20 protein-coding genes and 1 pseudogene are annotated in these 21961 nt (G+C 63.4%); 5 read left to right on the top strand and 16 right to left on the bottom strand.

The window, feature by feature from the left end; all coding sequences use genetic code 11:
* Nucleotides 1–39 precede the first annotated feature (39 nt).
* Both CGK93_RS20295 and CGK93_RS20290 read right to left on the bottom strand, forming a co-directional pair.
* Nucleotides 40–729 (bottom strand): hypothetical protein, encoded by a 690-nt coding sequence (locus tag CGK93_RS20295; RefSeq protein WP_232481430.1) that lies wholly within the window; start codon nt 727–729, stop codon nt 40–42.
* Nucleotides 730–846: 117 nt separating this feature from the next.
* Complete coding sequence (locus CGK93_RS20290; protein ID WP_089596375.1) at nt 847–2439, bottom strand: alkaline phosphatase D family protein; 1593 nt, start codon at nt 2437–2439, stop codon at nt 847–849.
* A gap of 133 nt (nt 2440–2572) precedes the next feature.
* Between CGK93_RS20290 and CGK93_RS20285 the strand changes: the two genes are divergently transcribed.
* Nucleotides 2573–2983, top strand: a complete 411-nt coding sequence (locus CGK93_RS20285; RefSeq protein ID WP_232481429.1) for a hypothetical protein — start codon at nt 2573–2575, stop codon at nt 2981–2983.
* On the opposite strand, the gene CGK93_RS20280 is transcribed toward CGK93_RS20285, so the two are convergent.
* The 5 genes from CGK93_RS20280 to CGK93_RS20260 all read right to left on the bottom strand — a co-directional run bounded on the left by CGK93_RS20280 (nt 2965) and on the right by CGK93_RS20260 (nt 9759).
* Nucleotides 2965–5412 carry an HAD-IC family P-type ATPase gene (locus CGK93_RS20280; protein WP_089596374.1) on the bottom strand — a complete coding sequence of 816 codons (2448 nt, stop codon included), beginning with the start codon at nt 5410–5412 and terminating at the stop codon, nt 2965–2967. The genes CGK93_RS20285 and CGK93_RS20280 overlap by 19 nt on opposite strands.
* Before the next feature lie 79 nt (nt 5413–5491).
* A complete protein-coding gene (locus tag CGK93_RS20275) occupies nt 5492–6505 on the bottom strand; it encodes a hydroxyacid dehydrogenase (RefSeq protein WP_089596373.1) in 1014 nt (337 codons plus the stop codon).
* The gene (locus tag CGK93_RS20270) at nt 6502–7422 is read right to left on the bottom strand and encodes a carbohydrate ABC transporter permease (protein ID WP_089596372.1); all 921 of its coding nucleotides are present in this window, start codon (nt 7420–7422) and stop codon (nt 6502–6504) included. Before CGK93_RS20270 ends, CGK93_RS20275 begins: the two co-directional genes overlap by 4 nt.
* Nucleotides 7419–8360, bottom strand: a complete 942-nt coding sequence (locus tag CGK93_RS20265; RefSeq protein WP_089596371.1) for a carbohydrate ABC transporter permease — start codon at nt 8358–8360, stop codon at nt 7419–7421. Before CGK93_RS20265 ends, CGK93_RS20270 begins: the two co-directional genes overlap by 4 nt.
* A gap of 85 nt (nt 8361–8445) precedes the next feature.
* Nucleotides 8446–9759 (bottom strand): ABC transporter substrate-binding protein, encoded by a 1314-nt coding sequence (locus tag CGK93_RS20260; protein WP_089596370.1) that lies wholly within the window; start codon nt 9757–9759, stop codon nt 8446–8448.
* Between the two features lie 290 nt (nt 9760–10049).
* Here CGK93_RS20260 and CGK93_RS20255 point away from each other — a divergent pair, with 290 nt between their 5' ends.
* The 4 genes and pseudogenes from CGK93_RS20255 to CGK93_RS23690 form a co-directional block, all read left to right on the top strand.
* Complete coding sequence (locus CGK93_RS20255) at nt 10050–11564, top strand: hypothetical protein (protein WP_232481428.1); 1515 nt, start codon at nt 10050–10052, stop codon at nt 11562–11564.
* Complete coding sequence (locus CGK93_RS24285; protein ID WP_332460094.1) at nt 11519–12070, top strand: outer membrane protein assembly factor BamB family protein; 552 nt, start codon at nt 11519–11521, stop codon at nt 12068–12070. The genes CGK93_RS20255 and CGK93_RS24285 overlap by 46 nt, the downstream gene beginning before the upstream one ends.
* A gap of 129 nt (nt 12071–12199) precedes the next feature.
* The gene (locus CGK93_RS20250; RefSeq protein WP_232481427.1) at nt 12200–13279 is read left to right on the top strand and encodes a substrate-binding domain-containing protein; all 1080 of its coding nucleotides are present in this window, start codon (nt 12200–12202) and stop codon (nt 13277–13279) included.
* Between the two features lie 21 nt (nt 13280–13300).
* Nucleotides 13301–13426 (top strand): annotated as a pseudogene (locus CGK93_RS23690) (DUF1016 N-terminal domain-containing protein); the annotation flags it as partial.
* On the opposite strand, the gene CGK93_RS20245 reads toward CGK93_RS23690, so the two are convergent.
* From CGK93_RS20245 to CGK93_RS20205, 9 genes are all read right to left on the bottom strand, one after another.
* On the bottom strand, nt 13426–14244 hold the full coding sequence (locus CGK93_RS20245; protein ID WP_089596369.1) for a hypothetical protein: 819 nt from the start codon (nt 14242–14244) through the stop codon (nt 13426–13428). The pseudogene CGK93_RS23690 and the gene CGK93_RS20245 sit on opposite strands and share 1 nt — an antisense overlap.
* A complete protein-coding gene (locus CGK93_RS20240) occupies nt 14237–14926 on the bottom strand; it encodes a helix-turn-helix domain-containing protein (protein ID WP_089596368.1) in 690 nt (229 codons plus the stop codon). The genes CGK93_RS20245 and CGK93_RS20240 overlap by 8 nt, the downstream gene beginning before the upstream one ends.
* Before the next feature lie 192 nt (nt 14927–15118).
* On the bottom strand, nt 15119–15967 hold the full coding sequence (locus CGK93_RS20235; RefSeq protein ID WP_232481426.1) for a CPBP family intramembrane glutamic endopeptidase: 849 nt from the start codon (nt 15965–15967) through the stop codon (nt 15119–15121).
* Between the two features lie 45 nt (nt 15968–16012).
* On the bottom strand, nt 16013–16804 hold the full coding sequence (locus CGK93_RS20230) for a glucosamine-6-phosphate deaminase (protein WP_089596366.1): 792 nt from the start codon (nt 16802–16804) through the stop codon (nt 16013–16015).
* A gap of 35 nt (nt 16805–16839) precedes the next feature.
* Nucleotides 16840–17808, bottom strand: coding sequence for an ROK family protein (locus CGK93_RS20225; protein ID WP_089596365.1), 969 nt, complete (start codon nt 17806–17808; stop codon nt 16840–16842).
* Nucleotides 17809–17887: 79 nt separating this feature from the next.
* Nucleotides 17888–18808: a Gfo/Idh/MocA family protein gene (locus CGK93_RS20220; protein WP_089596364.1), complete on the bottom strand. Its 921-nt coding sequence runs from the start codon at nt 18806–18808 to the stop codon at nt 17888–17890.
* Nucleotides 18805–19692 carry a carbohydrate ABC transporter permease gene (locus CGK93_RS20215; RefSeq protein ID WP_232481425.1) on the bottom strand — a complete coding sequence of 296 codons (888 nt, stop codon included), beginning with the start codon at nt 19690–19692 and terminating at the stop codon, nt 18805–18807. Before CGK93_RS20215 ends, CGK93_RS20220 begins: the two co-directional genes overlap by 4 nt.
* Nucleotides 19689–20645, bottom strand: a complete 957-nt coding sequence (locus tag CGK93_RS20210; protein ID WP_089596363.1) for a carbohydrate ABC transporter permease — start codon at nt 20643–20645, stop codon at nt 19689–19691. Before CGK93_RS20210 ends, CGK93_RS20215 begins: the two co-directional genes overlap by 4 nt.
* Before the next feature lie 29 nt (nt 20646–20674).
* Nucleotides 20675–21961 (bottom strand): extracellular solute-binding protein, encoded by a 1287-nt coding sequence (locus CGK93_RS20205; protein ID WP_089596362.1) that lies wholly within the window; start codon nt 21959–21961, stop codon nt 20675–20677.

Here is a 21961-nt window from a genome sequence, read left to right as displayed (position 1 = left end):
GTAAATGGTTTCAGAATCAGTGCCCCAATGATGCCAGGATCAGAGCCAACGAATAGTCACCGGAAGTCTCTTGGTGCTGGCCGAAACTTCCCGCTCGGTGCCGTCCACCGCAACAGCAAAGTGCTGGAGTTCGTCCGCCGATGCCAGGACTTCAAAGTGGCCGGTTGCATCGCTCACGGCAGCCGTAGCGGATGAGTGGGCGTGGATGTAGGCATCAGGGACGCCTTTGTTGTGCACATCCACCAGCCGTCCCCGGATCCGGCGGGCGGCACGTGTCGTGCCTGTGACCGCCCCGTCGGGAGCATCGGAATGTTCTTCGAACGGCAGGGATACCGGGATGCGGACCAGGAAGCCCATCCCTTGCCGGATGGCGTCCGAGTACTCTTCGGGCCGGAATTCACCGTTGGATACTACGGAGTACTGGCTGTGGAGTTCCACGGCCAACAGTAATTGCTCCATGGTGTCCAGTTGCCCGGGACCGTGGCACTCCACCGCAACCCTCAGCTCGAGGTCCAGGACGGGTCCGTCTGCGCGTGATCTTCCTATCCGGTTCAGGGTAACGGCGCGGACGGTGACCGGAGCGTCAGGCGGGGGGACCACGGCGGTGGGGGACCCGTCGTCGAACCTGACATGCTGAGGGGCGACGGCGTCGGAAAGTACCCCCAGAAGGTCGGACAGCGACGAACGCACATGGCCCACGGCAGTATCCCCAGCCGAAAAGAGATCCACTACTTCAACTGGAACTAGGCTACTCCCGCAGGTGGCTGTAGCGCACCGCGGGGGCACAGTTTTTGTACAGATAACGCCCCTAAAGCACCCTCAAAAGGGCGTTATCTGTACGAAAACTCAGGCGAGGCCGGGGACTCCGTCGCTGATCGTGAACGACTTCCTGGTGCTGACCGGCGCGCCCAGTGTGGTGACGTAGTCCAGCACACGGAAGTCCGCGGTCATGGCGTCCTTGGTGATGCGCGTGTTCACGTAGCCGCGGTTGTCGTTGTAGAACTTCAGGTGCGGGTTCCACGCCATGGTGGGGTCGGTGGTGGATCCCGTGCCATTCCCCGTGGAGGTGATGGATGAGCACACCAGTTCCGAGCCCACCACAGCTGCCGCCGGGTCCTTGTAATCCACCTTGAGGTCGGTGGCCCAGTGGCGGTGAACGTCGCCGGTGAGTACGACGGCGTTGCGCACCTTGGCGTCCACCCAGCCTTGGGTGATGCGGCGGCGGGAGGCGGCGTAGCCGTCCCAGCCATCCATGGAGACGTCGTCGATTTCCGGGGCCTTGTCACGGTCCCGCTCGGCGAAGAAGACCTGCTGGCCCAGAATGTCCCATCGCTGCGTGGAGTTCCTGAAGCCCTCCAGCAGCCACTTCTCCTGCTCGGCGCCGGTGATGGTGCGGTTCTCGTCCAGGCGTTCGGCCACGTTCTTCCGCCAGCCGTCGCCCGCGAGCTGATCGTCGCGGTACTGGCGGGTGTCCATCATGTGGAAGTTGGCCAGCTGGCCCCATTGGATGGTGCGGTAGATCTTCATGTCGAACCCGGCGGGGACTGATGACCGGCGCAGCGGCATGTTCTCGTAGTACGCCTGGAACGCTGCCGAGCGGCGCTGCCGGAAATGCTCCGTGGTGTCGTTGAGCTGGCCCGCGTCGTTGTTCTCGGGGATCTCGTCCGCCCAGTTGTTGTCCACTTCGTGGTCATCCCACACCACCAGCCACGGTGCGATCGCGTGCGCTGCCTGGAGATCGGCGTCGGATTTGTACTGGGCGTGCCGCTGGCGGTAGCCAGCCAGGGTGCTGGTCTCGGGACCCTCATGATCGCGCGGGTTGCCGCCGCCGATTACGTAGCTGCCCTTCTTGTACTCGTAGAGGTAGTCCCCAAGGTGCAGCACCAGGTCCGGGTGGTCCTCGGCCAGCCGCTTGTACGCAGTGAAATAGCCGTGTTCGTATTGGGCGCAGCTGGCGAACGCCATGGCCAGCGCCGCGGGGGTCTCGCCGGGTGCCGGGCTGGTCAGAGTGCGCCCCACTTCGCTCACGTGCCGCCCGGTACGGAAACGGTAGAAATACTCCCGGCCCGGCCGGAGGCCCTTAAGTTCTGCGTGCACCGAGTGGGCGGTTTCGATCCTGGCATGTTCGACGCCGCGGGCTACTACCCGGCGCATCGTCGGGTCTTCCGCAACTTCCCAGGCGACGGCGACCGGGCGGGAAGGCATGCTGCCCAGGCCGTCCTCGGCCACGGGATTCACCGCCAGGCGGGTCCAGATGACAAAGCCGTCGGGCCACGGTTCGCCCGACGCGATGCCAAGCGTGAACGGATCGGTGCGGAGCCCGGCGTCGTCCGCTGTCGAAACCGCGACGGCGGCCTGCGGCATGGCGGCTGACACGCCGGCGACGAGTCCGGCACCCAAGCCGGCTGAAATGAGGGACCTGCGGGAGATTTTTTCCATAAGACCGACCCTAGGAAACCGGGGTTGACTGGACCCAAGGACGGCGTGAATGCGTGGTTAATTGTGTGACAAGAGGTGTCACCCCACCTTGGGGCGGTGTCTGCCCGCATGGAGGCTCGTCTATGCTCAGTTCATGATCAAGGGGGAGCGCCCTCAGCGGCCGGGTGTGGTGACATTCTCGGTGGTGCTGATGTACATCGGTGGCATTGCCCAGATCCTTCTCGGGATCCTGACGATTTTCCTGCGGTACACCCCGGAAGCCCAGTCCGGCGGCATCGCCTTGCCCATCACCTTGCTGGGTGCCGGAATGATCCTGTTCGGGCTGCTGGTCATTGGGCTTGCCTCCGGCGTGGCGCGGGGAAGCAGCGCGGCACGCCGTGGCGCAACGGCGGTCATGCTGCTGGGGCTGGTCTTTGCCGTCCTGGACCTCATCATTGCCGGGGATGGAGACTGGTCGGCCGTCATCTCCCAGTCCATTGCCACGGTCGCCGTGCTCGTGCCGCTCTGGGTGGGACGTGGTCGTCGCTACTTCGGGACCCGCTGATGTGGGACCCGGTGATGCAGTGCCTCCTGGGCGTCCCGGTAGGCAACGCGGCGGTGAACGAAACGGACGATCTCAATCAGCGCGATGCAGGCTGCAGACGTTCCCAGGACCAGTAGTGCCGTGGGCAGCGTCGGGTCGGTGAATTGCAGGAAGTCGCGGGCGATCGGTACGGAATAGACCAGCACCAGTCCGATCATCATGGCGCCGATGACCAGCCCTTTGAATCGGGTGACCGGACGCGAGAGCACCACCAGGATCCAGATGCCGATGATCGTCAGGATGAGGGTTGACCCGGTCCTGATCTCCGCTTCCGGGATCTGCAGGTTCGCGGCGAGGCGGGCGTACGAGGCAAGCCCCAAGGTCACGGCTACACCGGCTGGTACGGCGAACGTGAGTGAGCGTCGAAGGAAGCCGGGAATGTAGCGCTGGGCGTTGGGCAGCAAAGCCAGGAAAAACGCCGGAATGCCGATGGTCAAACCATCAGTGACTGAGAGCTGCCGGGGAAGGAACGGGAAAGGAAGCAGGAGAATGCCGAACGCGATAGCCAGGAACGTGGCATAGGCGGTTTTTGTCAGGAACAACATGGAGACGCGCTCGATGTTGGCGATGACCTGCCGGCCTTCAGCCACCACACTGGGCAGGTGCGAGAATTTTCCGTCAAGGAGCACCAGCCGGGCCACCGCCTTGGTAGCTGCTGCACCGGAGTTCATGGCGACGCCGATGTCGGCTTCCTTGATGGCCAACGCATCATTCACGCCGTCGCCGGTCATGGCCACCGTGCGGCCTGCGGACTTTAGAGCCACCACAATCCGCTTCTTCTGGTCCGGGGTGACACGGCCGAAAACCACGTGGTTGTTGATGACGTCCAGGAATTCCTGGTCATTGTCCGGCAACTCGCGGGCATCAAAGCCGTGCGGTGCATCCAGACCGACCTCGCGGGCAATGGCAGCTACCGTTTGCGGGTTGTCACCCGAAATGATGCGGACATCCACGTCCTGTGCCGCGAAGTAGGTGAGTGTCTCCGCAGCATCAGGGCGGATGTTCTCCTTGAACGTCAGGAGCGCAACCGGGACGGCGTCTGATGGAACGGTCTCGTCGTCCGTGGGCGTGCCGTGGGCCAGCACCAGTGTGCGGCGGCCGGTGGTGGCCAACTCTGAGGCCTGGTCGGCGAGCTGCTGCCGCACAGGATCGGTGGAATTGTCCCCCGGGAACACCATTTCGGGGCCGCCCAGGATCCACATCCCGTCGTCGAAAATCACCGCGCTCCATTTGCGCGCTGATGAGAAGGGCACCCGGCCTGTCGGTGGTTCGGCGGGCGGCTCCGTGAAATGTCCGGAGAGGCTGCGGGCCGTGGCGTTTGCGTCGTTCTGCACCCCGTACCAGGAAAGCACGGCCTCCCAACCTGGGCGATGGCTCAGGGGATGCGCGGCGTCGAAAACGATGTCGCCCTGGGTGAGCGTCCCGGTCTTGTCGAGGCAGATAATGTCCACTCGTGCCAGGCCCTCCACCGCGGGAAGCTCCTGCACCAGCACTTGCTGCCGGGCGAGCTTCACCGCCCCTACGGCGAAGGTAATGCTGGTCATCAGCACCAGCCCCAAGGGGACCATGGCGACGACGGAGGCGATGGTCGCCGTCGCCGCGTCCCGCCAAGCGCCGCTCGCCGAGGCCTCGGCCCACCCGCCCTGCGCGATCATCTGGGCGTTCAGCACCAACAACGCCACGGGACCCACGAACCAGGTGACCCATTTCAGGACTCGGTCGATCGAGGAGCGAAGTTCCGAGGCGACCAGGGAGAAGCGCTTGGCTTCGGCCGCGAGGGAGTTGGCAAAGGAGTCCGCGCCCACCCGGTCCACCACCGCTGTGCCTTCCCCAGCCACCACCACGGACCCGGACAGGACGCGGTCGCCGTCGGCTTTTTCCACAGCGTCTGACTCCCCGGTCAGCATGGACTCGTCCACTTGGAGGCCCCGTGATCCGGCCACCAGTCCGTCGGCGGGAACTTGGTCTCCGGCCCGGAGGACCAGGGTGTCATCCAGCACGACGTCGTCCAGGTCGATTTCGGCCTCGGAGCCGTCGCGCATCACCCTGGCGTGCGGGGCGTTCAGGAGGGCGAGGCGGTCCAGGGCACGTTTGGCCCGGTATTCCTGGACGCTGCCGATCACCGCGTTGGCGACGGCACTGAACCCGAACAGAGCATCCTGCCAGCGGCCGATCGCAAACAGGACAATGAAGCAGGCCAGAATGATGCCGTTGAACAGGGTGAGCACGTTGGCGCGGACAATGCTCCACACGCTGCGGCTGGTGTCCTGGACGAACGCGTTGGTTTGTCCTGCGGCAACCCTTTCGGCAACCTCGGCAGTGCTCAATCCCTGCACCGAGGACCCCACTAAACGGACGGCCGCGCCTGTCAGGTCTTTGTCGTGTGGCACTCATGCCCCCATTGTTGAGCCGGTGGAGCGATGGGATTGAGTATGCCAGCCGCGGCGGGGTATGTCGCCGTCGTCGGTGTCAGGCCGTGAAGGCGAGGTCCTTCTCGTGGAGCCTGTGGAGGAGTGGTTGACCCTTTGAGATGCGACGGGCTTCCTCGATGGTGCTGACAGCCATCCGCTCAAGTTCCATTCCCAACGAGCCGGCCAGATGCGGCGTCAGCAGCACGTTGGGGTGGGTGTAGAACCCCGAATCTGCAGGAAGTACCCACGGAGAGGTGACATCCAGGACAGCGTAGAGATCGCCTTGCTCTATCCGCCGAAGCAGCGCATCCTGATCCACCAGTTCACCGCGGGCGGTGTTGATGAACGTGGCCCCGGGTTTGAAGCTGGCCACCAGGCCTTGGTGTAAGAGGTTGCGGGTGGACGGGAGCGACGGCGCGTGGAGGCTGACGACGTCGGACGTCGCCACCAGCTCTTCCAAGGAGCCACGTTCGACGCCGAGGGCCGCGGCCGCGGCATCGTCCAGGAACGGATCGGCTACTACAACCTGGACGTCGTAGGACTTCAGGAGCCGGATGACGTGCTTGCCGATCCTCGAGGCGCCGATGATGCCCACCCGTTTGCCGAAGTTGCCCATGTCCGGAAACACCTGGTCCGGCTCGATCCCCGTTTTCTCCGAGTGCAGCTTCCGGGCGATCTGGAGAACCCGTTTGTTGGCCAGCAGGATCATGGCCACCGTGTATTCGGCCACGGGAATGGAGTTGGCATCGGCGGCCGTGCTGATTTCGATGCCCCGTTCCCAACATTCGTCGCCCACATGGTGTTTGACCGTGCCGCCCGCGTGAAGGATATGGGTCAGACGCGGGGCCGCGGCCAGGGCGGCTGCGTCGAGCCTCGGGCAGTTCCACCCGGTGATGAGGATTTCCGTCTCCGCCAGGAGCTCCAAGGAACGTGGTGAGGTGAATTCTTCCATGGGCTCCGGGCTGAGCAGCCGCAGGCCGGAGGGCATGGTCTCCAACCTGCGCCGGGGAAAGACCCTGGATACTACGCCGGGACCCATGGCGAGCGCGACGTTCAGTGGAGGTGTGGTCACTTGACGCTCCCTGCGGTGAGGCCGGACTTCCAGAACCGCTGAAGCATGATGAACGCCACCAGCAGCGGAAGGATGGACAACAGGGAACCCGTGATGACCATTGGTGTGAATTCGGGCTGCGGGACGGAGTAGCCCTGCCAGATGGAGATACCGACGCTGACAGGCAGGAGTTGCTGGTCCTGGAGCATCACCAGCGGGAGCATGAAGTTGTTCCAGACGCCCACAAATTGGAACAGGGCGATGGTGATGTACCCGGGCATCATCATGGGCAGGCCCAGGGAGAAGAAGGACCGAACAGGTCCGGCGCCGTCCATGCGTGCGGCCTCAAGCGTTTCGGCTGGCACGTAGCTGGCGGAGTACACCCGGGCCAGGTACACGCCGAAGGGGTTGCATAGGACCGGGATGAGGATGGCCCAGATGGTGTTGGTCATGCCCACCAGGGAGGCCAGGAGGTACATGGGCAGGACTGTGGCGGTGTTGGGAATCAGGACGCCCACCAGCACGAAGCCGAACAGTGAGTCCTTCCATCGGAACTGGAACTTGTCGAACGCATACCCTGCCATGACCGAAATCAAGCTGCCGAAGACGGCACCCACGCCGGCGTACATCACGGAGTTGCCCAGCCAGCGGAAGAAGAGGCCGCCGTCCTGGTTGGCCACGTTTGCGATGTTCTCGAACAGGGAGAAGTTCCCCAAGGCATAGGCGCTGGTGCCGTAGAGATCGGCTGCGTTCTTGGTGGAAGCGAAGACCAGCCACAGGACAGGGACCACCATATAGGCGGAGCCGATGATGAGGAGGCCGTTGACCGTGAGCTTGCTGGCAAACCCACCGCTGCGGTTGGAACTGGAGCCGGTGCGGCGGGGACTTTGATTCGAAGCCGGTGTGCTGCGGGTGCGGGAGAGTGTTGGGGTGCTCATGATTTGTTCATCCTGGAGCTAAGGCGGGTGACGGCCAGGGACAGGATCGCGGCCAGTCCGGCAATGATGATGGAAGCCGCCGCGGCCTGGTTGAGGTTGTGGCGGATGAAGGCTGCGTCATAGGCCCAGAGGTTGGGAACCCAGGTACTGGTGACTGACGCTGTGGCCTTGGAGATGATGTTCGGTTCCGTGAACAACTGCAGGGTGCCGATGATGGTGAACAGCATGATGACGCTCAAGGCCGGAAGGATCAGCGGGAACTTAATGCTCACCGCGGCGCGGATTTCGCCGGCCCCGTCAACACGCGCGGCCTCCAGGATTTCCCGGGGTACGGCCTGAAGAGCGGTAAAGAGGATGATCACGTTGTAGCCGGTCCATTCCCATACACCGATGTTCACGATGGAGGGGAGGACCATGTGCGCATCCAGGAAATTGATTTGGATGCCGCCGCCCTGGAGCGCCTGGACCAGCGGGCTGATGCCCGGAGTGTAGAGGTACGCCCAGATGAGGGCCGCAATGACGCCCGGAACGGCGTGCGGAAGGAACACCAGGAGCTGGAACAGTTTGCGGGCCTTGGCCACCGTCGCATCCAGGAGGAGGGCAAAGATCACTGCACCGCCCACCATGCAGGGAATGTAGATCAGGCAGTACAAGCCAAGGCGGGCGATGCCCTCCATGAACGTCTCGGACTGGAAGACCTGCACGTAGTTCTCAAGTCCGACGAACACGGTCTTGGCTTCCCCGAAGCCCAGTCCGGACTTTTGCTGCGAGTGGAAACTCAGCACCAGGGAGTAGATCACCGGTGCGATCATGGCGATCATGGCGATCGCGAAGACCGCGAAGAAGGGGACCAGGAACAGCGCGGCAGTCCGTCCGCCGGTTCCCGCCAGTGCACGGCCTCGGCGGCGCACTGTGGTGGTGAGGGCCTGGGTGGCCATGGGGATTCTCCTAGCTGGGAGGGGGCCTCCGGAGAGGCCCCCTGCCTGTGTGGCTACTCGGTGACGGAGCTACTCTTTGGCGGAGTTACTCTTTGACGGACAGGCCGGCCTGCTTCAGGCTGGCCACCGTGGCGTCCTGGGCGGTATCGACGGAGCCAAGGATGGTGCCGCCGGTGGTGAGCTTGCCGTAGGCATCCTTGAGGGCGGTGTTGGTGACGTCCCAGTTGGGTCCCCACTGCCAGCCCGGGGTGATGGTGCCGTACGCCTTGGTGAAGACCTCGTAGATGTCGTTGCCGAAGTAGCTGGCGTCATAGGCCTGCTGGGCCACGGGCGTCAGGCCCGGGAAGGCAAGGAACGCGGATCCGGTGTTGCCGCGGGCCTTGATGGCGTCCTGGTTGGTCGTGAGGAACTCGACGAACTTGGCGGCCGCGGCCGGATTCTTACTGCTCTTGGTTACGTTGAAGCTGGAACCGCCGTAGAACGCGCCGGATTCGTTGCCCCAGTTGGGCAGTTCGGCAGCGATCCACTGGCCCTTCTGGCCGCTGGCCTCGGTGCGCTTCTGGATGCCGGTGGCGCTCCAGTTCGCGCCCACTACGCCAACCACCGTGCTGTTGGCGAGGTCCAGGCTCCACTCGTCGCTGTAGGCCTGGGTGACCTTGACGATCTTCTGGTCAATCAGCTTCTGCCAGTAGTTGGCAACCTTCTGCGTTGCTTCGTCGTTGACTCCGACTTTCCAGCTGTCGCCTTCGGTACCGAACCATTTCGCCCCTGCCTGCCAGGCCAGGCCTGCGCTCGCCGCTACCTCGTTGGGGTTGAAGCTGGCCAGATAGGAGTCAGGCGCTACGGCCTTGAGCTTCTTGCCGGCCTGTTCGAATTCGTCCCAGGTCTTAGGGACCTCGACGCCGGCTTTCGCCAGCATGTCTTTGCGGTACCACATGAGCATCGGGGCTGCGTCGTACGGAAGGGCGTAGGTCTTCTCGCCGAACTGGACCAAAGCCTTGGTCTCGTCCGTGAGCTTGTCAACAGTTTCGGCCTTGTTGATCAGGCCATCGAGCGGAATGACCTGGCTGTTGCTGACGAACTGGGGCAACTGCGGGTATTCGATGGTGGCGACGTCCGGGCCGTTGCCTGCCGTGATGGCGGTGGAGAGCTTGGCGTAACCGCCGTTGGCACCGTTGGGGATGGTTTCGAAGCTGACCTTGATCTTGTCCTGGCTGGCGTTGAACGCTTCAGCCACTTTGTCCATGCCAGCCAACGAGGACCAGAAGGTAATGGAACCCGAGGGGTCTTCCGTGGGTGTGGGAGCAACGGAGGTGCTGGGACCCGTGCCACAGGCTGCGAGCAGCAGGGTGCTGGCGGCCAGGCCAGCCATCCCTGCAAAGAGGTGACGACGCTTCATGGTGTTCTCCTTTGAAGACTTGCGATGCGAAGAGGGAGGACATGTGGTTGGGGCCACACGGTGATGGATCCATGTAATCCGCAAGTTCGAACATCTTCAACGTTTCAAACAAATTCAAACATTTCTCTAGCCGAGGACTGGCTAGGGATCCACGAAATACCAATAAGTGTGAGCGGGCATTCATGTTTGAACGAACAAAAAAGCTGGACGTTGTCCGTTCGGCGCTGCTATGAATTCTGGATACCCGAACGGCGACTCATCAAAGTCACTACCCAAGGACAGGGATTCCAATGGAGAAATCGAACATCAGCAGGCGGTCAGTCCTACAAGTCGGAGGAGCGGCGTCGCTCGCCGCGGCCATCGGGCTGGCAGCCGGCCAACCGGCTTCGGCGTCCACCTTCCTGGGGTCCAAGCCACAGGCGACCGAAATCCTGGACCTGGGCCCCGCCGTCGTACAGTTCTCGCTGATGAGCGGGCTGCTGGTGGGCGACGTTCTTTACATCGGTTCCCGCAACCTGGAACCGGTTCGGATCATTGCCTTCCATGTCCCCACTGGAAAGGTCATCGGCCAGACAGAACTCACCAACGGGCACTCCATCCAGACCCTGGCTGCCGACGCCTCGGGCCGTTACCTCTACGCCGGTGTCCTGCAGAAGTCGACCGGTACGCAGCCCAACCTCTTCCGCTGGGACCTCAACAGCCTTGGCGCCAAGGCCGCCGCGATCGGCTACATCGGTGACCGGGATGTCCGGGACCTCAGCGTGGCGCCCAACGGACGCCTCTATATTGTGGGTGGCGGAAGCCCCACGGCGCCGGCCCTGTGGGAGTACGACCCCGCCACGGGGCAAATCACCAGCCTGGGAATCCCCGACGCCGGTGCCACCCTCGCCCGTGCGGTGGCCGCCACCGACTCCACGATCTTCTTCGGGGCAGGCAGCACGCTCAATGGTGGAAGCGGCGCGAGCCGGGCCTGCTTGTTCGCTTACGACCGCGCTGCCAAGACTTTCACCAACGTCACTCCGGCCGAAATGCTGAAGGATCCCAGCATCCGCGATCTGGGCATTGTCGGAGACAAGCTCATGGTGAGCTCCGCCGGCTCGGTGGAGAACTCCAAGATCGCCGCTGTCAGTCTCAGCAACCCGAAGACGTACGCGCAATCAATCTCTGAGGGCAAGACCGCCAAAAACTTCGTGGCCATCGGCGACAAAGTGTATTTCGCCAACGAGGCCGGGCTTTTGGCCTACAACCTGTCTGCCAACGCGGTGGTGGCGGTGCCGTACCAAGGCCCATCGCTGGGCGAGATCTGGGGCGTTGACGCTCGGGACGGCAAGCTGCTGGTGACCTCAGGCTACGGGTTCGTGGCCGAAATTGACCCGGCAACTGGAACCACCAAAACCACCGACCTCGGCGAAGCCGGCGCACCTTCTGACCCGCAATCGGTGATGGGAATTGCCGCTGGCGCAGGCTACGTCTATGTGGGCGGCAACGGTGTCATAGCCCGGCGCTCGCTGAGGACAGGGGAAGTTGCCAATATGCTCGCCCCCGGTGAGGCCAAGGATGCGATCGTGGTGGACGGCGCCTTGTACACAGGGCAATACAGTGGCCAGGGCATTTGGAGCTACGACCCCCGGAACGGGAAGCCGATCACGCAGGTGGCGGAATTCCCCAAGGAGCAGAACCGCCCCTTGGATGTCTGCTGGGATGAGAGCAACAGGCTGGTCCTCGTGGGGCGCAAGCAGACACCGAGGGCGGTGGTTCGCTGTGGACTTATGACCCGCGCACCGGCAAGAAGGGCTTCTTCCTGAATCCCATCGACAATGTGCAGTTGCTCCGGGCGGTGGCATCCCGTGACGGCGTGGCCTATTTGGGCGGCGGCAATCCAGGTCTCGATGGCGCAGGAACCGTGGTGGCATTCGACCCTGTGGCAGGAAAGGAATTGTGGCGACTTGATGCCGGGGAAGGGGCGGGCATCGCAGCCCTCGCCGTACAGGGCAAATACCTCTACGGTGTGACGCGCAAGGGTGGTCTTTTTGCCATGGACCTACCCAAACGCAAGCTTGTGCACCGTTCGGACATCAGCGCTGTGAGCTCCGGGTTCGCCGCCTTGGTGACTAACCGCGGTGCAGTCTACGGCGTCTCGAATACGCACGTGTTCCGCTTCGATCCCAAGACCTTCGAGGTAGCCACGGTGGTAGCTGATATCGACGGCGCCTGGTACAGCGGTTCACACATCAACAACGATGAGGACGGCTACCTCTACACCATGCGGGGACGGAACCTCGTGCGGATCAACGACCACCCCCGGCGGTAGTGGCTGGCGTTGCGGGGCCTGCTCTGCGCGCTCTGGCGAGTGTTTTACGCGCAGAGCAGGCCCCGCAACGTTGTTTGTATTCGGTCATTTATGCTTGTTTGAACATTGGGATTCCGGAAGAGGATTGGCATGCTTAGCGGGGAACGCCACGAGAAAATACTCCGTGAGTTGGAGCTGCGCGGGACCCTGACTGTGAACGAATTTGCCGAAAAGAGCGGCCAGTCCACCATGACCATCCGCCGGGACCTGACGCAGCTTGCTGCTCAGGGCCTGCTGCGCCGGGTCCATGGGGGCGCGGTCCGCATGGTGGTAGAGCGCCCTGGCGACACCGTCCACAGGCGGCCGCGCCAGCCGTTGGCCACCCTGGGGCTCATTGTCCCGACCACCGGCTACTACTTTCCGGATGTCATCCGCGGCGCTGAAGCTGCAGCCAATGCGTTGAACGCCCGCCTCATCCTCGGCGTCAGCAACTACTCCACCGAGGATGAGCTCCGCCAACTCCAGCGCATGGTGGCCAACTCCGTGGATGGGATCCTCCTGGCGACAGCCGGCCCCCTTGAACCCGGGTCGCCCACTTTTGAGTTGCTGTCCGGTCTGCGGATCCCCGTGGTACTTGTGGAACGGTCAAGCCGGGTGTTCGAATCCGTGATGTCCGATCACAGTTACGGCGCAGAGTTGGCCATCGAGCACCTCGCTTCACTGGGCCACCGCAGGATAGGGCTTGCCATCGCTACCAGTCCTACGGCCCCTTGGCTCCGTGAAAGCCACGAGCGCATGGTGGCCAAGCTCGGCCTTGACAATGATGCCCCCGTCATGGAGTACGTCCGGTCCGTGGTGGGTGCAGGCAACAACCAGAAGGAGTTTGCCAGATTCCTGAGGGATTGCCGCCGGACCGATACCCATGCAGTCCTGGTCCTTCCGGATGAGGAAGCCATCACGCTGATCAACCTCGCCGAGGAGTCCGGCGTCGACGTCCCGGAGGACCTGGCGATCGTCGCCTATGACGACGAAGTGGCCGACCTCGCCCCCGTGCCCCTGACCTCCATCGCCCCGCCAAAGCGCGACGTCGGATACGCGGCGGTGACCATGTGCATGGAACGCCTTGCGGGAAAGACAGGCTCGGCGGTGTCGCCTGCACTCCGCCGCGTGAGCCTGGCCCCGAAGCTCATCATCCGGGAGTCCACGGTGATGGGGGAGGACGCGGAGTAGGGGGGTGAGGAGGCCACAAGTGTCCAACAAGCTGTTGGACAATTGCCGTGGGGCCATGTCACCGTTCTGTTGGACAAGGCAAACACTCAAGAGCCAAGACATTGGTACGCCGGTGCTGCGGTTAAGCACGGATGGGTCCGTGCCGTCTACGCCTTCTTCAGCCTGTTCGCAGACGGGAGCTGCTGCGGGTTGCTTGCCAGGATGCGTAGCGCGTCCATCGCGGGTGTTCGGTCAGCTTCGTGCAGGAGTTGCCAGGAACGGTGGTCTGGATTCTCAAGCACCCCATGAAGTGTCTGGACGCGCGACCGGTCGCTGCCACCCATCTCTTTAGCGGTGGCCAGAGGCGTCTTGATGGTGGCGCACAAGACCACGGCGTCGTCGAGGTGCCGGTCGCGGTCGCGGGAGTCTTCCCGGTAGGCCGCGCCTTTCAGGACCAAGGCGCCAAGCGCGTTGGGGATGCTAATGAGGACAGGCTCGTCGTCGTCGCCGACAAGCCGACAGTTGACGGTCCGCTTCAGCGCTTGCGTGCCTCCGGAGACTTGGAAGGGCTTGCGGCCACCGATGGTGGGAACTTTTGCCTCCGGCATTTGGTCGGCGATCATGACATCGATCTGCTGCTTGCCGCGGACAAACCGGTGCGCCGGGGCGTCGTGGTCGATGGACTTCTTCAGGGTGTAGCCAAGTTCGGTGAGCACTGCTGACACGGACGACGTCGTGACCGCGCCGGTCTCGATGTGCAGAACGATGTCCACATCGGCGGTTGGCCGGGAGGCGGGCAGGCCAGCGGCCGCGGAGTGCAACTGGACCATGAGGCCTCCCACGAGCGTCCACTTGTTGGAGGGCAGCGCCCTTGCCAATTCGACACACTGCGGCCAAGGCGTACCCCAGCCTCCGGGCGGTACGGGGACGTCCCAAATTTCCCGACCATCGGCCATGGCCACCTCTACCAGGTCCGGCTCAGACATGCAGCAACTCCTCGATGACGCGCTGGCCGGCGCTGCGTTCCCGGGTGGCCAGTGACCCCATCAGGTCCACGGCGATGGCGGCGACGGGTGCCCGGCCTTCGGCGAACGGCTCTTCCAGCTCGACCTCATGGATGATGGCGCTACCCGACGGGTCCTCGACTAGGCCCAATGAATCAGCCAGCGCCTTAGCGTCCCCCGCCATGACGTAGCCTTCGGCGATACCGCTTCCGCCGGTCAGGCCGAACGTCTCGGCAGTGGATTCGTCGCGCATGGCGGTGGCCCCGCTGGCGATCAAGTAATGGCTGAGGCGATCCAAGGCATCCCGCGTCGCCCTGTATCGGGAAATGCGATCCTTATGCCTGGCGAGGGTGCAGACAGCTGCTGCGTCGAGCTGCCGCAGTCTGCTTTTGAGCCGTGACTTTTCCGACGATGAGATCCACGTGGGGTTCTGCCCGGACAACAGTGCCAGCGCTGCCCAGGCTGTCTTAGCTGTCCATGCCCGGCCTCGGCGGGTGCCGACTGCGGAAAGCCGTTCGAGGGAGGCCCTGTCGAGGAGGATGGAGCGGCCGACTCGCCCAACGACAGTGAGCCGTCCGGATTCCACGAGCTGGCGCACCGATACCTGGGTTATGCCCAGACGGTCCGCTGCCTCTGCCGTGGAGAGTCCATTGCTTCGTTCCATGCTCTAATACTTTCTCGTGGCAGTCTTTGTGTCAATACGCTAAAGCTTGCTTGAGAAAGTAATAGTGCCATCGTTGCGGGGTGAGTCCACGAATGTGCGATTCGCCAAGTACACCCAAACAAAACAGAAGCGTTCGAGGGCGGTTACGCACCCGCCGTCGAACGCTTCTGTTGTGCTTTTGTACCGCAGGCGCTAGTGGAGCGCTGGTTCGCTGAGCGGTGAGCGCTGCACCCGTCCCCGAACCACAATCAGGGCGATAACGGCGATCAGCATGTAGATCATGTTGGCCGGCCCGGCCAGCAACAGCAGTGGGCTCTGCGGACCCGTGGCGGCTTGGTCGATGCCGCCCGTGGACAGGAAGAGCGTGGGGTCGTAGAGGGCGTGCAGAACCATGGGCCAGATGAGGTTGCCCGTGACCCGGAGGGTCAGGTACATGCAGATGCCGAAGCCGAACGTGAACACGATGGTCAGCAGCACGGTGAGGATCGGCATTCCAGACAGGGCGTTGGCAGAGTGCATCAGGGCAAACACCAGGGAGGACAGCACCATGACCACCCACTCGGACTTTCCAGAGTCGCGCAGCATCTTCACCACAATTCCGCGGGTCAGGATCTCTTCGGCAAAACCGATCAGTAAGCCCGTGAGCAGCGTAATCACCACAACGGAGGCCTGGTAGCTGCTGTAGTTGATGCCCAGGAAGCGCAGCACGATCGCGGCCAGCAGGAAGAACGGAGCTGCCCACATCCACCAGCTCCCCTTGACAGGTTGCGGAGCGAACAGCGGCTTGAACCACTTCACGGAGTACACAAAGGCAGCCAAGGCCACGCTGCCAACAATCAGCGACAGCGTCAGGCCGACGAAGACGCTCTGAGGCGTGCGGAAGATGTCCTCAGCCACCACCTCGTCGCCCGCAACGGTCCCGATGACCAGTCCGGCGCCAAGGTAGATCACCATATAGAGCACGGTCAGCAGGATGGCCCGCCACCATCCACCCTTGTCCCAGAATGCTTTCCAACGCGATGAATGGACGGTCTGGTCCACGTAGTGCCCCCTTTTTTTGCGCATCCGGGAGCGGCATGCCCCCGATTAGAAATCTACTTCATGCAGTTCCTGCGCCGACCGCCAGGCGTGCCGGTAGTACTCGGCATGTGCCAAGCCCGCGGCAGCTGCTTCGTCGATGATCACCGTGGCCCGCGCATGCTGCTGGATCACCGAGCCCGGCACGGCGGAAGAGACCGGCCCCTCCAACGCAGTTGCAACGGCCTGCGCCTTGTTTGCTCCAAAGGCCAACAGGACCAACTGCCTGGCCCGGAGGATGGTCCCAAGGCCCTGGGTGATGCAGTGGGTAGGGACCTCTTCCGGAGAGCTGAAGAACCGTGCGTTGTCCTTCCGCGTTTGTTCGGCCAGGGCCTTGATGCGGGTGGACGATGCCAGGGAGGACCCGGGCTCGTTGAACCCCACATGCCCGTTGGACCCGATGCCCAGGATCTGGATGTCGACTCCACCCGTCTCGGCGATCAGGGCTTCATACTCTGCCCCGGCTTGGGTGATGTCGGGGCCGGTGCCCCGCGGCGTCCACACTTGGTCCGGATTGAGGCCCAAAGGTTCCACTACCTCGCGGGTGATCACCGAGCGGTAGCTCTCCGGGTGCTCCGGTGGGACGCCGAGGTACTCGTCCAAGGCGAAGCCCCGTACTCCGGAGACGTCGATGGCTCCCTCCGCGACCGCGGCAGCCAATGCCGCGTACGTGGTCAGCGGGGTTGAACCTGTGGCCAGCCCCAGCACGGTGGCCGGGTTGTCCAGGATCTGCTGCGCAAAGATGGATGCCGCGACGCTTCCGGCCTTGGTGGGGTCGCGGACAATGATGACTTCTGCCATAGGTTTTCCTTTGAGTAACTGGTTAAAATGCGTAGTTAGTCGGCAGCGATCGCCGCACCGACAGAGCCAATGGAGAGCCCCGGCGGAACCAACTGGACACGGTTCCCAAGCGCCAGGCCGGAAAGGAAGGGGGAGGGAGCGCTGAACCGGGCGAGTTCCCGTTGGATACCGCTGAGAAGTGGCTCTCCGAGGGCGTTCAGGCCGCCGCCAACGTAGATGGCGGAGGGGTCGTAGGTCAGTCCAAGGATTCGGATGGCTGTGGCAACACCTTCAAAGAACCGCTGCTGAACAACTTTGGCGACAGGATCGCCGTCGAGCGCTGCCTCAAAAAGTGAGACGGCGGGCCACTGTCCGGGGCCTTTCCACTGTCGGGCAATGCCTGACCCCGAAGCGACGAGCTCCAAACAGCCCTTTTGGCCGCAGGGACATCCTTCGCCCTGCAGCCCGAGGGGGAGGTGTCCGATTTCGCCCGCAGCACCGGACGTGCCACGGACCACGACGCCGTTGCTGACGTAGCCCGCCGCCAGCCCGGTGCCGAGATTGAGGTAGGCGCTGGACCCGGTGGCGTCGCCGTCGGCCAGCAAGTAGTGGGCTCCGATGGCGGCGGCATTGACGTCGTTCTCCATCGCTACCGGCAGTCCCTGCTCTGCCTCCATCAGGCTGCCGAGGTCCAAACCGGCAACGCCAACATTTACGGCATTGGCTACGTACCCGGTCTCCGTATTAACCGTTCCGGGAATTCCGATGCCCAGTCCGGACACAGTGCAGTTCGCCAGAGTTTCAGCGCCGCGCAGCTCTTCGAGGACGCCGAAGAGCGAGCTGAGCAGCGCTTCATTCCCGAACCCGGTGGGACGGCGGACGGTGTGCAGGACGGTGCAGTCCTGATCGATGGCTACCGCTTCAATCTTGGTGCCGCCGATATCGACGCCGATCCTCACCGTGCGCGCGGAGGAGGGGCCGGGTGTACGCGGCACAGGCAAAACGGGAGTGGAGCTCAGTGTCATCAGTGATCTTTCGGGGTTGGCACCCAAGTAGGTCGCAGCAGATGTTCCAACGAGGGCTCAATAGGGCATCTGCTGCTACTTAGTTGGGTGAGAGGGGGACGGGGCCGCCGGCTTTCAGGCTCTTGTTGGCGGCTTCCACGATCGCGACAATGCTGAGGATCTCCCGCAGCGGTACGTTTGGTGTCCCGCTGCGGATGGAGTTTACGATCCCTTCCAAGAGGCCCACCAGCATGGGCGGGCCGGCTTCGATCGAGAACTCGGAACAGCCGCCCTCGGATTCGATGCGCCCCATAGTGAACGGACTCCAGTCCGCTTCGCCCTTCATGGAGACCTCGCGGCCGTCTCCCCACCGCACCGTCACCGTGGTGGCGCCTTCCGCGGGACCCGGACTCCCGGCGTCGACCGTTACCGTCCCCGGACCGGCACCGAGCGCGGCCACTGCGAGGTCCACCAAATGCACGCCGTACCAGGCCAGGCCCGGGTGGCCGGGCTGGGTGGGGAGGGGGCCGTCCAAGGAGACAGAGTGGTACGGCCCTCCGGTCAGCGCGGCTTGGAACTCCGGGGTGAACCGCTTGGGGGAGCCGGCCAGGACCAAAGTCCCGGAGGCCTGCGCCTGGGCGAGCATGGTCCGGGCCTCTGCCAGGGTGGGGGCGAACCGCGTGTCCACATAGACCGGCTTGCCGAATCGCACCACACGCTCAAAGTATCGTGGGTGCGTCCGCGCATCCGAGGACACAATCAGCAGGGCATCGCAGGCCTCGGCCACCTCTTCCGGCGAATCGCACATGATGACCCCCAACTCGCTCACCTCGTCGGCAAAGCTGTCGATCCGGTCGCGGCTCAACGGAAAGTCCGACGCCGATTCCCCCTTCCAGGCGTGCGTCACCGTGCCGCCGGGGACCACGCCGTCGGAACCATTGCCGAAGAGGCGGGTAAACGACGGCGCGTGCGGGGAGTCGACGCCGATGAGGCCGAAACGGATAGGCGCAGTCGGCGTCATCCCTTCACACCGCTATGCGTAATGCTGGCGACGATGTGTTTCTGCAGGAGGGCGAAAATCACCAGGCATGGGATGAAGCTGACCAGCGTTGCGGCCATGACGTTGGAGGTGGAGGCTGTCTCGGTGTTCAACGTTGCCAGGCCGACGGTGAGTGTCCGGGCAGTGTCCGATTGGCCCACCACCAGCGGCCAAAGGAGGTCGTTCCAATGCCAGAGGAAGACGAAGATGGCCAGGGTTGCCAGGACGGGACGGATCAGGGGGAGCACGATCTGCCAGAAAGTCCGCCATTCGCCGGCACCGTCGATGCGGGCGGCGTCGAACAGTTCCTCCGGCATGTCCCGGACGAACTGGCGGATCAGGAAGATCGCCTGTGCGTTGGCCAAAGTGGGCAGGATCAGGCCCCACAACGTGTTCACGCCGCCCATCTTGGAGATGAGGATGAAGGTGGGGATCAGCGTGGCCTGGACGGGCACCATCATGGTGGCGATGATGGCCCACAGCAGCGCGTTCCGTCCCGGGAATCTCTTGCGGGCCAAGGCGTAGGCGGCCATGGAAGCTGTCAGCAGGACAACTACCACGGACACCGCCGAGTACAGGAATGAGTTCCAGAGCCAGAGCGGGAATTCACCCACGTTGAAGATGCGGACGATGTTGTCCAACGTCAGAGACGACGGCAGAGCGTAGGGGAGCGTGGGGGCATCCTCAGGGGAGAGTGCCAGCACGGCAACGGCAATCAGGGGCGCCACCGTGAAGAGCGAGATTACCGCAAGCACCCAGGTCAGGGTGCGTTGGCGGCGCTTTTCGGTGCTGCGGCGGGGGTTTCGCTGGGTGCTGCGTCCGGCGGGGCGTTGGCCAACATCTGGAGTGGAAACGGTGGCAGTCACTTGGAGTCCTTACCTTCGAAGAAGCGCTGCTGGATGAGCGAGAGGATGAGCACGATGACGAACAGCACCACGCCAATGGCCGAGGCATAGCCGAAGTCGAAGAACTTGAATCCTTCATCGAACAGGAAGTAGATGAGGCTGTGGCTGGCCCGGGCGGGTCCGCCTCCGGTCATGACGTAGATGGTGTCGAAGACCTGGAATCCGACGATCGTCTCGATGACCAGGACAAAGAACACCACGGGCTTCAGCAGGGGCAATGTGACGTACCAGAACGATTTCCAGGCGCCGGCTCCGTCAATACGCGCAGCCTCGTGGACTTCGGCCGGTTGTGCTTTGAGCCCGGCCAGGAAGATCAGCATGGAGTAGCCGAAGCCTTTCCATACGGACACCACGGCCAGGGAGAGCAGGACCAGCAGTTGGGGCCCGGAGGTGAAGGGGACGGGCCCCATGCCCAGGCCAACCAATGCTGCATTCAGCGGACCATCCGTGGAGAAGATCCACGTCCAGATGATGCCGGCCATGACGAATGAGCTGAGGTAGGGGATGAACAGCAGGGCCCGGAAAGTCCCGGTGAACCTGACCAGTTTGTCCAGGAGGACGGCGCCGGCCAGCGATACGGCGATGATGAACGGGACGAAGATCGCCACGTACAGGAGCGTCACCTTGAGGCTTTGCCAGAAGTTGGGATCAGCAGCCAATCGGGTGTAGTTGTCTGCGCCCAGGAATTCGAAGTCGCCGTTGAGGCTGTACTCGGTCAGGCTCATGGCACCGGCCCCGAAGATGGGGAGGAACTTGAAGAGGCCGAAAATGACCAAGGTGGGCAGGACGAAGAGGATGCCGGCCAGTGCCTCGCGGCTACGGGCTTTCTTGGCCCCAAAAGGCTTGAGCGGTGACGCCGTCAACTCGGGATGTCGGCCGGCCAGCGTGGTTCTGGTGCGGGTGTTTACAGACATGGGGTGACCAATCGGTGGTTGGGCTGGGCTCAGGATGCCGAGCGCTGCAGGATGCCGCGGGCTTCTTTGGCAGCACGGTCAAGGGCTTCCTTGGCGCTGACATCGCCGCGGAGGGCAGCTTGGATGTTCGGTGCGAGGGCACCCATGACCTGGCGTGCAACCGGGGACGGTTCGCCGGGGTTGGCGGACTTCAGGGCCTCGGCCATGGCCAGGGAATCGGCATCCGTGCCCAGGGCGGCGGCATCTGTCCGCGTCGGCAGGTTGCCGGCAGCGGTGTTGAGGGCCTTCTGGGACTCAGCCGAACTCAGGTAGCTCATGACCTTGTAGGCAGCTTCGCGGTTTTCCTTTTTATTGATGGAAGTCAGCGCCAGCAAACCGGGGTTTCCGTACGTCGCCTGGACCTTGCCCGTCAAAGGAGCACCCAAGGCAACGTTTTCGGCACCCAGGGCGGCGCGCATCTGCTTCAGTTCCGGCAGTGACGTGGTGGCCCGCATTGCTGCCTTACCGGTGGCGATCGGCGCACCTTCAACCTTTGGGCCGTCGGTGGCGGCATCGGCGGGAAGTCCGCCGAGCTTCTTCAAGTCGATCAGCAACTGCAACGCGGAGACGCCGGCCTCGGAGTCGAAGGCGATGTCCTTGGCGTCCTCGGTGAAGACTGTTCCTCCTGCCTGCCACAAGAGGGGATAGAAGGACAAGTTCAACGTCTGTTCAGGAGTGCCGGCGTAGTCCATCACGGCGATTCCCTTCTTGGCCAGAACCGGCGCCGCACTGCGGAGATCGTCCCAGGTCCTGGGCAGCGGCACCCCTGCGTCCGCGAAGATCTTGGTGTTGTATGCAGTTGTGTTGATGTTCTGGAACAGTGGTACGCCGAACACTTCATCGTCGAATGTCGCTGCTTCCAACGTTCCGGGGTAGAAGCTGTCCTTGTCCTGCTCAACGGCTTTGTCCACCGGCAGCAGTCCACGAACGTTACGGTAGGTGGCGGCTTGGTCGGGCGTAATGAGCACGACGTCGGGTCCCGAGCCTGCGGCCAACGCCGCCGAGATCTGGGCGTCCCGCTTGTCGAACGTCTGGAGTTCGATGGTCAGGTCGATGCCCGGGTTGGACTTCTCGAAGCTGGCCTCGGTGTCCTGCCAGAACTTCTTGCTGGCGGTCTCGTCCTTGATGACGGGGTACATCCACAGCGTCACCTTGCCGGTGGGCTGGCCGCCGTCGGACGTTGTAGAACCGGCGGAACCGCAGGCGGTGAGCGCCATGGCGGCGGTGACGACGGCGGCTGTCGCCAATGCGGTGCGGTGCATCTTTTGAATGAACAT

The organism is Arthrobacter sp. YN, assembly GCF_002224285.1.
In the GTDB taxonomy this organism is placed as follows: Bacteria; Actinomycetota; Actinomycetes; order Actinomycetales; family Micrococcaceae; genus Arthrobacter.
This window is presented reverse-complemented; position numbering and strand designations above follow the sequence as displayed.

What these genes read in the sequence shown, in the direction of transcription:
- CGK93_RS20290 (WP_089596375.1), bottom strand. Translation starts at nt 2,439, where the DNA reads ATGGAAAAAATCTCCCGCAGGTCCCTCATTTCAGCCGGCTTGGGTGCC.
- CGK93_RS20285 (WP_232481429.1), top strand. Translation starts at nt 2,573, where the DNA reads ATGATCAAGGGGGAGCGCCCTCAGCGGCCGGGTGTGGTGACATTCTCG.
- CGK93_RS20270 (WP_089596372.1), bottom strand. Translation starts at nt 7,422, where the DNA reads ATGAGCACCCCAACACTCTCCCGCACCCGCAGCACACCGGCTTCGAAT.
- CGK93_RS20265 (WP_089596371.1), bottom strand. Translation starts at nt 8,360, where the DNA reads ATGGCCACCCAGGCCCTCACCACCACAGTGCGCCGCCGAGGCCGTGCA.
- CGK93_RS20260 (WP_089596370.1), bottom strand. Translation starts at nt 9,759, where the DNA reads ATGAAGCGTCGTCACCTCTTTGCAGGGATGGCTGGCCTGGCCGCCAGC.
- CGK93_RS20255 (WP_232481428.1), top strand. Translation starts at nt 10,050, where the DNA reads ATGGAGAAATCGAACATCAGCAGGCGGTCAGTCCTACAAGTCGGAGGA.
- CGK93_RS20250 (WP_232481427.1), top strand. Translation starts at nt 12,200, where the DNA reads ATGCTTAGCGGGGAACGCCACGAGAAAATACTCCGTGAGTTGGAGCTG.
- CGK93_RS20245 (WP_089596369.1), bottom strand. Translation starts at nt 14,244, where the DNA reads ATGTCTGAGCCGGACCTGGTAGAGGTGGCCATGGCCGATGGTCGGGAA.
- CGK93_RS20240 (WP_089596368.1), bottom strand. Translation starts at nt 14,926, where the DNA reads ATGGAACGAAGCAATGGACTCTCCACGGCAGAGGCAGCGGACCGTCTG.
- CGK93_RS20230 (WP_089596366.1), bottom strand. Translation starts at nt 16,804, where the DNA reads ATGGCAGAAGTCATCATTGTCCGCGACCCCACCAAGGCCGGAAGCGTC.
- CGK93_RS20225 (WP_089596365.1), bottom strand. Translation starts at nt 17,808, where the DNA reads ATGACACTGAGCTCCACTCCCGTTTTGCCTGTGCCGCGTACACCCGGC.
- CGK93_RS20220 (WP_089596364.1), bottom strand. Translation starts at nt 18,808, where the DNA reads ATGACGCCGACTGCGCCTATCCGTTTCGGCCTCATCGGCGTCGACTCC.
- CGK93_RS20210 (WP_089596363.1), bottom strand. Translation starts at nt 20,645, where the DNA reads ATGTCTGTAAACACCCGCACCAGAACCACGCTGGCCGGCCGACATCCC.
- CGK93_RS20205 (WP_089596362.1), bottom strand. Translation starts at nt 21,961, where the DNA reads ATGTTCATTCAAAAGATGCACCGCACCGCATTGGCGACAGCCGCCGTC.